General features: G+C 47.2%; 9 protein-coding genes. 2 read left to right on the top strand and 7 right to left on the bottom strand.

Annotation, left to right across the window (positions count from 1 at the left end; genetic code table 11):
• Nucleotides 1-505: 505 nt before the first annotated feature.
• The 3 genes from Q0340_RS02820 to Q0340_RS02810 are packed head-to-tail and all read right to left on the bottom strand — an operon-like array spanning nucleotide 506 to nucleotide 4,247.
• On the bottom strand, nucleotides 506-3,022 hold the full coding sequence (locus Q0340_RS02820) for a molybdopterin guanine dinucleotide-containing S/N-oxide reductase (protein WP_298082078.1): 2,517 nt from the start codon (nucleotides 3,020-3,022) through the stop codon (nucleotides 506-508).
• Nucleotides 3,019-3,627 carry a cytochrome C gene (locus Q0340_RS02815; RefSeq protein ID WP_298082077.1) on the bottom strand — a complete coding sequence of 203 codons (609 nt, stop codon included), beginning with the start codon at nucleotides 3,625-3,627 and terminating at the stop codon, nucleotides 3,019-3,021. Before Q0340_RS02815 ends, Q0340_RS02820 begins: the two co-directional genes overlap by 4 nt.
• Before the next feature lie 20 nt (nucleotides 3,628-3,647).
• A complete protein-coding gene (locus tag Q0340_RS02810; RefSeq protein WP_298082076.1) occupies nucleotides 3,648-4,247 on the bottom strand; it encodes a disulfide bond formation protein B in 600 nt (199 codons plus the stop codon).
• Between the two features lie 377 nt (nucleotides 4,248-4,624).
• Between Q0340_RS02810 and Q0340_RS02805 the strand changes: the two genes are divergently transcribed.
• Entirely contained in the window at nucleotides 4,625-5,059 is a 435-nt protein-coding gene (locus tag Q0340_RS02805; protein ID WP_298082075.1) for an Imm12 family immunity protein, read from the top strand.
• Nucleotides 5,060-5,444: 385 nt separating this feature from the next.
• On the opposite strand, the gene hutX is transcribed toward Q0340_RS02805, so the two are convergent.
• The 3 genes from hutX to Q0340_RS02790 all read right to left on the bottom strand — a co-directional run bounded on the left by hutX (nucleotide 5,445) and on the right by Q0340_RS02790 (nucleotide 8,156).
• Nucleotides 5,445-5,957 carry a heme utilization cystosolic carrier protein HutX gene (gene hutX / locus Q0340_RS02800; RefSeq protein WP_040304324.1) on the bottom strand — a complete coding sequence of 171 codons (513 nt, stop codon included), beginning with the start codon at nucleotides 5,955-5,957 and terminating at the stop codon, nucleotides 5,445-5,447.
• Nucleotides 5,958-6,173: 216 nt separating this feature from the next.
• Nucleotides 6,174-6,617, bottom strand: coding sequence for a DUF805 domain-containing protein (locus Q0340_RS02795; protein WP_005872982.1), 444 nt, complete (start codon nucleotides 6,615-6,617; stop codon nucleotides 6,174-6,176).
• Nucleotides 6,618-6,677: 60 nt separating this feature from the next.
• The gene (locus Q0340_RS02790) at nucleotides 6,678-8,156 is read right to left on the bottom strand and encodes an NINE protein (RefSeq protein WP_298082074.1); all 1,479 of its coding nucleotides are present in this window, start codon (nucleotides 8,154-8,156) and stop codon (nucleotides 6,678-6,680) included.
• Nucleotides 8,157-8,245: 89 nt separating this feature from the next.
• On the opposite strand from Q0340_RS02790, the gene tpx reads away from it, so the two are divergent.
• Nucleotides 8,246-8,770 (top strand): thiol peroxidase, encoded by a 525-nt coding sequence (gene tpx / locus Q0340_RS02785; RefSeq protein WP_005872978.1) that lies wholly within the window; start codon nucleotides 8,246-8,248, stop codon nucleotides 8,768-8,770.
• Nucleotides 8,771-9,045: 275 nt separating this feature from the next.
• Here tpx and Q0340_RS02780 read toward each other — a convergent pair whose 3' ends face one another.
• On the bottom strand, nucleotides 9,046-9,591 hold the full coding sequence (locus Q0340_RS02780) for a hypothetical protein (protein ID WP_298082073.1): 546 nt from the start codon (nucleotides 9,589-9,591) through the stop codon (nucleotides 9,046-9,048).
• Nucleotides 9,592-10,087 lie beyond the last annotated feature (496 nt).

Below are 10,087 nucleotides of genomic sequence, written 5' to 3'. Positions count from 1 at the left end.
AAAACAGCGGCTATTTCACCGATAAAAACGAAATTTACAGCGACGGTTTTAACGATACGCAAATTCCGAAGAAAAATTTTAAATGGAAACTTAGGCGGTTTTTTAGTTTGGATTGAAATTTTAGTCCAAACGGCAAGTTCTTAAATTTAGCGAGAATTTCACGAGCAAATAGAGGGTAGGACGGCGAGGCAAATATTGCTCGCTGTTATCTCCAGCCTGCCACACAGCTCAAAGTTACGATAAGTCAAATCAACTCAGTCATACTACAAGCGCAAGGCTATAAAATTTAAATCAGCTCCGTGACCTATCGTTGCAGTCGCGAAGCTACGGCAAGCTAAACTGGTCCCGATACACAGCCGCGATTATATAAAGCCGCGGCAAGTCGAAATCGATATGTCTCGCCGTAGCAAAACCACGGCGAGTTTGGCTAAAGCCTGTAGAGGATCGGCGTATCTAGTCCAAGCCAGCAATGAGCCAGTCTTAAAACCTAAACCGCTCCCAATCCCTACTTCGCCCCTTTAGGCGGCATAAACGCGGTTAGTTTGATATCCTCGCCCGCCTTGTGTTTATAAAGCTCGATATTTACTAACGCCGTGTGAGAGATGTTGCCGTTGGCAAGCTCGCTCGTAGGAAGATCGATCGTAAGCACGTTCGGATTTCCGTTTTTGCAAAGCCCCTCGGCGTTAGGATCGTACCACGCGCCTTCAAAGATCTGCACCACGCCGCGCATTATGTCGTCACTTACATTGGCTCCCGCTAAAATTTCGCCGCGAGCGTTATACACGCGCACTAGATCGCCCTGCTTGATACCGAGCTCCTTAGCGTCCTCAGTATTTATTAACACCGGCTCACGGTCCGCGACGGCGTATCTCTTGCGATTTGAGGTATTGCTCTGCTGTGAATGCAAGCGATCGAGCGGATGCAGGCTAAGCAGGTGAAATTTCGCAGGCTTTTCTTTCATGCCCAGCCACTCGACGGGCTCGAACCACATCGGATGCGCGCCGCAGTCTTTGTAGTTCATCGCTTCTATCGTATCGGAGTAAATTTCAATTAACCCGCTAGGCGTTCCCAAAGCCTCCAAAATGGGATCGTTTCTAAAATCCTCAAAGCTCACGTACGCAGCGCTCTCCGGCGTTTCGTAAAATTCCGTCGGCTCGTTTTTCTCCCACCACTGCTCAAAGCTCGGCATCTGAATGCCTAAAGCGGTGTTTGCGTTCACGGCGCTCGCCGCCCCTTCGTAAAATTCTTTGATCCAGTCCATCTCCGTTTTGCCGCCGTCCGTATAAACCTCGGCAAGCCCGTCCGCGTAAGCCTTGCAAAGGTCGGTAAAAATTTGATAATCGTCCTTCGCGCCGTGCTGCTTGGCGACGACCTGCTTCATCGGGATTATATGCATATTGGAGTAGTCTCCGCTCATCGTGATGTCGTTGCGCTCATACTCCGTCGTGGTCGGGAACACGATGTCCGCCATCTTCGCAGTCGGCGTCCAGTAAATTTCATTTACTACGATGGTGCGCGGTTTGCGCCAAGCCTTGATGTTGGTGTTGGTGTCTTGATGGTGCACGATAGGATTTCCGCCGACCCAGTAGATGAAATCGATCTGCGGATAGGTGATCTTTGCGCCGTTTGCATCGATCGTCTTGCCCGGATTTAGTAGTGCATCCGCGATGCGAGCTAGAGGAAAAGTGACCTTCGCCGTATTTACCAGCCACGCTTGAGTAGCTTCGCCGCCTTGCTTCTGATCCTGCGCAAGCCCTAGGAATTTGCCGTCCTTAACGACGCCGACGCTTGCCGCGTTCATTCCGCCGATCACGCCGCCCGCGCAGGTAGGCGCGCCGCCGTTAGCGTAGTGGTAGCTAAAGCCAAAGCCGCCTCCTGCAAGTCCTATCTGCCCCAGCATCGCGCACAAAGTCACGATCATCCAGTGCGCCTGCTCGCCGTGATGAGCGCGCTGGATACCCCAACCCGCCATTATCATCGTGCGGTTTTCATAAAATTTTATCGCAAGCTCTTTGATCACGTTCGCGCTAATGCCGCAAATTTCACTAGCCCACTCCGGCGTCTTAGCCACGCCGTCGCTCTGCCCCGTGAGGTACGGCACGAATTTTTCAAAGCCCACGGTGTAGTTTTGTAAAAATTCCTTATCGTACTTGCCCTGCGAGTAGAGGTGCTGCGCCATGCCTAACATCATCGCTACGTCGGTGTTCGGGCGAGGGGCGATCCATCGCGCCTTGCCTTCGAAATACTTGCCGCTTACGGTTTTGATCGGATCGATGATGATGATCTCTTTGTCGCTGTTTTTTAGCTGCTCGAAATACTTAAATCCCTGCTCGTCCGAGCTCGTCCACGCCACGCGAAGCGTAGAGATCGGATTGAGCCCCCAAAAGACCACTACTTTGGAGTTTTCAAGCACCACGGGCCACGAGGTTTGCTGCTCATAGACCTGATTTGAGCCCGTTACGTGCGGCATTATGACCTGCGCCGCTCCCGTAGAGTAATCGCCCGTGACGCCCGTAAAGCCGCCGCTTAAATTCATAAATCTATGAAGCAGCGTCCTTGAGACATGCACGTTGCCCGTGCTCTGCCAGCCGTAGCTACCCGCAAACACCGAGTCCGCGCCCTTTTGCTCGCGCGTCTTTTTAAGCTCGCGCGCGACGAGTTTGATCGCGTCTTCATATTTTACCTCGACCCATTCGTCAAGCCCGCGAAGCTCGGGCTTTGGATTATCGGGATCGGCGAGGTAAGATTTTCGCACCATCGGCGCTTTGATGCGCGTGTTATAAACGAGATCCGCCATCGTATTTTGAAGCGTATTTGGAATTTTAGAGGTGATCTTCCACGGCGCGGATTTTACGATCTTGCCGTTTTTAACGCTCGCTTTTAAAATTCCCCACCGCGCCGCGGTTAAAATTTCGCCGTTTTTCTTAAGCGCGGTAAGCTTATCCGCCGCGAGCATCGAGCTTGGGATGAGCGGAAGCGCCGAGAGCGTCGCTCCGAGCTTTAAAAAATTTCGTCTTTTCATTTCATATCCTTTAAATTTACGTCCTTGGAGTGCTTTTGCAGATACTGCACCACCGTCCAGCTCTCATCCTTGCTAATAGGCGTGCGCGAAAGCATCGATTTGATGTAGCCCGGCCATCTGTTGGCTTCATAATCGGCGGGCTGATGCAGAGCGTGACAGACGCTACACGAGGCTTCGAATTTCTCCTTCGCGCCCGCGAAAATTTTATCCACGTCGCCGCTTAGCGCGCCCTCGTCGGTGTAGGCGGTTATTTTAACCTTATTAAAGCCGTCCTCTTCGCCCAAGCTCTCGCTTTGAAATTTAGCCTGCTTCGAAAACGCCACCGCGATTATGCGCGCTTTAGGCGTGAAATAAATAACGTTGGGCGCCTTTGGATTTTGATAGCCGGTGAGCGAAAATTTCACTACTCCGTCTTTGACCTCCAAGACCTCTATGGCGTTTGTGGGCAGCAGCCTGCCGTCCTTGTGCGACAAATCGCCGCTTACGCTTACCTGCTTTAGCACCGTGCCGTAAAGCGTCTCGCCCGCCTTAACCTCGGCGCCAGCGTAGCTTGCGATCGCAGCCGCAAGAGCCGCCGCAGCCGCAATAGAATTTAAAAACTTCATGCTTATCCTTTCTTAAAATTTTAAAAACTTCTCGTAAATCTGCCGTATAAAAAGCCCGCAAACATAACGGCCAAAATCGCCGCGAATGCCGCAAATGCTACCTGTGCGCACTGCGCCGCGTCTGCAAATTTAATGCTCGGCACCAGATAAAATCCCTCGCCGTAAAATCCGCCGAAAAAGCTCTGCACATCGCTAAGCGCGGTGCCTGCGGGGAAGGACGGGGTGCCCGTGCAGCTTGCGGGGCGAAATAACTCCGGCAGCAGGCTATCAAGCGGCGCCGCAAAAGGAAATGCAGGTGACGAGAGGCAATTTGCCGTATCTGCGGCGGGGTGCGGCGCGGAGCTTTGTAAATAGCCGTATATCGTGCCTACAAAGCCAAGCAGGTAAGCAATGAGCCTTGCTATGAAGCCAAACGGCAGCAGCAAGCCGATGAGCGCGCCTACGCCCGCTACGGCAAAGCCCAGACGCACGAGGGCGCCCATTTGCGTAGGCGACATAAAAAGGCAGCGCTGAAAGAAAAAATATGATGTCGCAAGATAGCCTGCGCTTATCACAAAGAGCCAAAACCACGGCGTGGCGGTATTTTGCCACGCGTAAATCTTTAAAATCAATCTATTCAAGATCTCCTCCGCCTTATAAAATTCTTAAGAATACTTTTTAATCTTAAGATTTAAATTTATAAGGGAATTATAGCAATAAAAGATAAAAATTCGAGTCTGTATTGCCCTAAATATCGGAGTTTTATAAGCTTTAAGCTTAACGTATAAAATTTCAATTTTAAAATTTGTCGCTCTTTGCGTAGCGGCGGAAAGTTTTTGAGATATGAAATTAAAACCGTAGATTTTATAAAATTTATCTTTATTCGGCTCTGTTTTGAGGAAAAATATGCCGATTTTAAAACCCTCGAAACCCCGATACTAGATAAATATTATGAAGATGATATAATGAGCCGAAATTTTGAAGAATATCACTTTATAATTTAAGGACGAGGTGCCGTGTGAAATTTAACATAAATGCCGTTATCGGCGGGGCGGATGATGTACCGATCTACATGCCGGATATTATAAGAGCGACAAGGCAAGAGATTAAAAGGGTTTTTAGCGATTTTGAAATGCGCTCGCTGCAAAAGATCGATATTTGCCTTTGTTTGAGCGGAGAAGTATCGAGTTATTTTCCCAAATCGGGAATTTATCAGCCGAAATATTATTTTAAAAGCAAAAAAATTATCGCGTATATTCATTTTAGCTCAGATGAGTGGGGCTCCGATAAAAAGGCGAACGTAGATAAATTTTTAGAAAAGTTCAAGCAGTATCTTATGAAGCTTGGAGATATTGCCGGACGAAAGATTGCGAATAATAATTTAGAGTTTGACGATACGCAGTACAAAGACAATATAAATAAAATTTTTGAAAATTTAGTAGTAAATTGTTAAAAGAAAGATCTATCTGAAGCGGCAAAAATTCCGCTTCAGATAGAGTGGGCGCGAGCTAATCTCGCGAAATTCCAAGCGCTCTTAAGACGCGAAGTATCGACGAGGCGAGTTTGGAATTTTATCATCAACGATAATTTAAAATTTTGCCTGAAAGCTTATTGGCAAGCTTAAAGCGCCTTGGTTGGCGCCACGTAGAATTTTAAAGCGCCGTTAAGCAAGCGATGAGCGAGCAGAGCAAGGCGGGTCTTGCGCGAGCGCATAGGAATGCGCGCAGTGTTATCTCGCAGTAGAATTTTACGGATTTGATCTCGCGCGTAAAGGGCGAGATCAAACCTAAATGCCCGCGCAAGGACAAATTTTACGCAAGATGGGCCTTGCGCGAGCGCTAAATCGCGGCTTTTAGCGCTTCAAATTTCGCGTCTTGCTCGGCTAGCAGCTGTCCTTTCTCGTCGCGCGAGACGTAAATTTTAAAGATATTCTCGCCCGCTTTGTCGTAAAAGCCCACGAATTTCGAGAGCATTCCCATGAAAGTCTGCGTCACGAGGATGATCTTATCGATCTCATCCGTCTTTAGATGACCTCCTAAAATGCCCAGCCCATGCGCCTCATCGCCGTTTGCGCCCATGCCGAAATTATAATATCCCTGCGCGCTCTTGCCGCTTGGGATCTTGGTTTTAAACTCGATGATGAAGCTCGGCGTATTTTTTACGAAAAGCACCTCGCCCCAACTCTCAAGCTCCCTAATGACCTCGCCGAATTTATCGCCGCCGGCGCTCTTTCCGAAGCGCTCGGGCAGGTTTAGCAGCACGTCGATCTCCTTCGCGCCGAGCTCCTTGCAGATCTGCGCGATCGAAATTTTAGGGTTTTGCGCGAACAGCGCCTCGATTCTCTCTTTCATTTTCATCCTTTCTAAAATAAAATTTTAAGAGCCATTATAATATAAAAATTCTAAGTTACAGATAATGGCAATCAATTAAAGAGGATTTGAAAAGCTTATTTTAAGAAAAATTTAGCGCTACAAAGTGCTTATGCGTAGAATTTTAAGTGATAATACAAAGAATTTTATCTGCACGGAATTTTAGAATTCTAAAATTCCGCAAAGTTTAGAGCTTTGTCATAGCGGATCGTATCCGAAGCGATTGGACCCGCTATCGCCGCGCTGCACGAAAAACACAAGCAGCACTATCCAACCCACAAATGATACCAAAAGCCCGATATCGCCGAAAAAAGCACCCACGATCGGCGTTAAAATAAGCAGAAAAAACCAGCCGCTTCTATCGGTGTCATGTAGTCGCCTGACCGATACGGCGATGGCTGGCACGAGCATAGCTAGCTGAAAAAGCGCATCTATAATGCCGATTTCTTGATGGACGATTTTGCCGGCTATTATTTGATTGTACCCTATCGTAGTGCCTAAAACACCATCTATCAAGCTCAAAACAATCCCGCCAAGCACGGTAAATAGAAAAAACCACCAGTACTCCGACCTCGATGCTCGCCCGCTAAATGCGGCGTATTTTTGCTTTACGCAAGTTTGCACAGACTCCATAAAAGTCATTTAAAACTCCTTTTTTAAAATAATATAGGACTATACTAATCGCCCCTTAAATTTAAACGCCTAAAACTCCCGCCCGTTCATCTGCCTTATGTGATACGCCAGATGCACTAGGCCGTAGCCGCCTTTTGAAGCGGTAACCTCCCTAGTACCATAAACCGCCGAAACATTTAAAACTACCGAAGCTAACCACCCTATGGCAAATACTAAGGCGAAAAGCTGTGAGTCAAGCGCTATCAAGACTAGAGTTACTATCTCCGTAGCTGCAATAACATAAAACGCTCTTAGATAGTTTTTCTCTCCGCTGCAATCGTAAAGCTCTTTACTAACTAGCAGCTGATAGATCAGATATACCGCTGTGCATACGCAATAAATGCTTATCATAAAAACCGATGGTTTAAACAATTCAAATCCTACAAATATAGTGCTTACTGCGCTTATAGCCGAGGAAACCCCGACTAACACGGCGTTTGATAGCAGATCGGTGCTGCGTATTGCCCGCGCTAAAAAATATAGCCCCACAGCTAGGCATATCATCGATATAAGTCCGACGCCTTCCAACGCACCCACTTTATCTACATTCTTGATATATCTGCCTACCGCATTTAACGCCTCAAGCCCAAACGCTATGTAAAGGGTAGTTTTGGCAGTAGATAGATTTTCGCTCTGCTCTTTAGCGTCATCCGTATAAACATACAGGATTGCTCCCGCGCCTACGGATACATTTAGCTTTCGCACCATTTCAGGCAACCTAAAAAAGTCGCTAACAAGCCAAATCAAAAATAAAACATTGGGCACCGAGAAAATAACCATAAAATGAAAAAAGCCCTGTTCTATATCTTTTAGGTCTGATGCTTGCACACCCAAATCCGGACGAGACGAGTTTATAAGCGCCAACAGCTCGTTACCTTCTATACTCGTCCACATGACAGCAACCACTACTAAAAAAAGCCAGATGAGAAATGGCAGCCCGCCTAAAAGCTGAAAAATCGCAGAGATTATATGTCCAAGATAAAATCTATGCGCGCCGAAAGGCCCGAGGAACATATAAAACGCGTAGGCTTTATTTAGATCGTAAGCCCTAGCTGAGCTTTGCGTAGAGCTAATTCTATCGGAATTTAAGGAAGCTGAATTTTGCCAAGTGGAATTCTGCTCTGTAAAATTCTGCGAGTTTGCGGCATTCTCGGTAGAATTCAAACTTTTAGCGTTAGAATCTTGCTCGCTAGAACCTGTCGCGGCAGAATCTCGCAAAATAGAATTTTCTTCATCCAAGCCTTGAGCTGCAAAAGCTAAATTTTGCTCCGCAGAATTCTGTGGAGTAAAATTTTGCCTTATGGAAGTGGAATTTTGCTCTATAGAATTCTGAGCCGCAGAATTTTGCTCTATAGTATCATCCGCCGCAAGTTCTTCTTGCGCTAAATCTAAATTCTCAGATTGCTCCTGTGGTTTCTCATCCAGGGGCTTTTTTTCTTCGCCGCTTTTACGTCTTATACTGGCTAGCGATGCAGGATTGCTGCTGCTGCCCCAAATATCTTCGCCCATCTGCTCTCCTTGATTTTTAAAGCAATTTTACCTGAAATTTAAGGAATTTTTGTATATTCGCCGCTACAAATTCAAAACAAAGGACAAAAATGCCAACAGTAACATTTCAAGGAAAGCCCGTAGAGTTAAGCGGGCAAGAGATAAATCTAGGCGATCGCGCGCCGCAAGTGCGCTTAGTAGCTCAAGATCTAAGCGAAATCGAGATCGCTAGCGGCAAGCACGTGCAAATCATAGTCGCTGTGCCGTCGCTAGATACACCCGTCTGCGCGACGGAGGCACGTAAGTTCAACGAGCGCGCCGCATCGCTTCCTAACACTGAAGTAATCGTCGTTTCGATGGATTTACCGTTTGCGATGGGGAGGTTTTGCACGACTGAGGGGATCAAAAATCTACGCGTTGCAAGTGATTTCCGTGATAAAGAATTTTGTCGCCGCTACGGCACTCTCATCGCCAGCGGCGCATTAGCAGGTCTTAGCGCCAGAGCGATCTTCGTCATAGATACCGCAGGCGTTGTGGTTTATAAAGAGCTCGTAAGCGACATAGCCTCTGAGCCCGACTACGACGCAGCCCTAGATTTTGCAGAGCTCGTCGCTCGCAACAGCTGCTCTAACTGAGCAAGATAATAGATCCAAGGTTTGGATAATTTTCGCCTCGCTTTAGTTCACTACTTTAAGCAAATTCGCCCTACTGCAAGTAAAAAACGAAGTAGGGCGCTTAAAATCCACTTCAATTTTACATTTTGATTTTACGCTTTAATTTGCGCTCCAGCGTACGCAAAGCTGTTAACGCACTGCGATAGCAAGCGAACGAGCACGAAATTTATAGGATAGCCTGCTGCTAAGTTTTAAATTTAGCAGCAGCGAGAGTTAAAATTTTAAAATTTGCCCGCTTAACTACTTCGCGCGATAAATTCGCTAAAAGAGATCTCCCGCGCGTAAAATTTAACTCCGAGCGAGGCGAGTTTGTCTTGCAGCGGGCTCGCCAGCTCCTCTATGCCGCTAAAGAGGCAAAGCGGCAAATTTTGCGCTCTATCTTTAGCCGCCGCAAAGCTCTCGTCCTCAAAAATTTTCTTTAAAAACACGAGCGTTTTTACCTTGTCCGCGCCCACATCCTCGATGAAAACGCTGAAATATTTATATCCCGGCTCCTCGCTCGCTTCGTCTTGCTGCGCGTAGTCGTCCGCCAGCTCGCGGTAAAATTCGTTGTTTAAATCAGCAAGCGGCGCGATCGCTTCAAGCGAGCAAGGCGCCTCAAGCGCGGCAAGATCGGTTAAAATTTCTTCAAATTTAACGATATCGTCCGCGACTTTAATCGGCTTCCACGAGCCCGCGCCGTGATAGGCAAAATACACCGACGAAGCGTCCCCGAGGGCAAAATCGACAAAAAACGGATCGTCCATGCCGTTACGCGCGATACCCGCCAGCTCTTGCGCCACTGCCCTGGCGTATCGTCCGCTAGCTCCTCGCTCGTTTTGCGGCTAGCGAGCCTATATCCCTCTTGAAAACTCTCAAACTCTCCCTCGTCGGGGTAGAAAAACGGCAGTAAAATGCACTCTTAAACGATGCGTTTGCGGATAAAATTTCGGATCAAATTTGGGATTTGCACAGCGCGACCTTTGGGTCAAATTTGAGCCAATTTTAGCAGAGTTTTTAGTTCGCATAAAATTTACATTCAAATTTGACGAACACGAAAGAAGTAAATTACGCTCAAATTTCACCAAATTTGAGCGCAAAAAGACAAGCGGAAGTATCGCGAGATGATTTTGAGAGTTGTGCAGAAATTTTAAGTCAAGGCTAGACAAGTAGTCTGCCGCAGTCCAAAATTTTCAAACTCATTTAAAAGACGTTCGCCAGACGACGTGCCGCCAGAAAAACGTAAGCGGAAGTATTTTAAGATGGATTTGAATGTTGCGACGAAAATTTCGTCCCAAG

It is taken from the genome of uncultured Campylobacter sp. (genome assembly GCF_938045595.1).
GTDB lineage: Bacteria > Campylobacterota > Campylobacteria > Campylobacterales > Campylobacteraceae > Campylobacter_B.
The sequence above is the reverse complement of the archived record's forward strand: the minus strand, read 5'-3'. Positions and strand labels throughout refer to the sequence as shown.

What these genes read in the sequence shown, in the direction of transcription:
- Q0340_RS02790 (WP_298082074.1), bottom strand. Translation starts at nt 8,156, where the DNA reads ATGGGCGAAGATATTTGGGGCAGCAGCAGCAATCCTGCATCGCTAGCC.
- Q0340_RS02820 (WP_298082078.1), bottom strand. Translation starts at nt 3,022, where the DNA reads ATGAAAAGACGAAATTTTTTAAAGCTCGGAGCGACGCTCTCGGCGCTT.
- tpx (WP_005872978.1), top strand. Translation starts at nt 8,246, where the DNA reads ATGCCAACAGTAACATTTCAAGGAAAGCCCGTAGAGTTAAGCGGGCAA.
- hutX (WP_040304324.1), bottom strand. Translation starts at nt 5,957, where the DNA reads ATGAAAGAGAGAATCGAGGCGCTGTTCGCGCAAAACCCTAAAATTTCG.
- Q0340_RS02795 (WP_005872982.1), bottom strand. Translation starts at nt 6,617, where the DNA reads ATGACTTTTATGGAGTCTGTGCAAACTTGCGTAAAGCAAAAATACGCC.
- Q0340_RS02815 (WP_298082077.1), bottom strand. Translation starts at nt 3,627, where the DNA reads ATGAAGTTTTTAAATTCTATTGCGGCTGCGGCGGCTCTTGCGGCTGCG.